Origin of the sequence: Vogesella mureinivorans (genome assembly GCF_007644035.1) — a bacterium.
Taxonomy (GTDB): Bacteria; Pseudomonadota; Gammaproteobacteria; order Burkholderiales; family Chromobacteriaceae; genus Vogesella; species Vogesella mureinivorans.
In genome coordinates, this window is sequence record NZ_VMTV02000814.1 from 1 (window position 1) to 355 (window position 355).

1 pseudogene is annotated in these 355 nt (G+C 73.0%); it reads right to left on the bottom strand.

Going from position 1 to position 355, the window contains the following annotated elements:
- Positions 1-339 (bottom strand): annotated as a pseudogene (locus FLQ44_RS23830) (hypothetical protein); the annotation flags it as partial.
- Positions 340-355: the final 16 nt, after the last annotated feature.

Sequence of the window (355 nt, forward strand, 5' to 3'; positions counted from 1 at the left end):
CTGCCGCGACAGCGTGGCCAGGGCCTCGTCCGAGTAGCCCTTGGGCTGCGGCTTGGGATCGTCCAGCAGCGACAGCGGCGGCAGCGCACCGTTCTCACCCAGCGAGACGGTGAACAAGGGGATCTGCTGCTCGCGCTGCGCACGCTCGCTGCGCTCGGGCGCAGGCGGCTGCGGCTCGATGCGAACCGGCTCGCGCTTGGCGCGCTTGACCTTCTCCTCGCGGCGCACTTCCTCGCGCTCGGCGATCGCAGCGCGAGCGACGCGGTACTCGCTGGCCGCGTGCACCTGCTTGCGGCCGCGCTCGGCCAGCCACAGCACGCCGCGTCCCAGGCGACCCATCAGCCCCAGCCAGGAC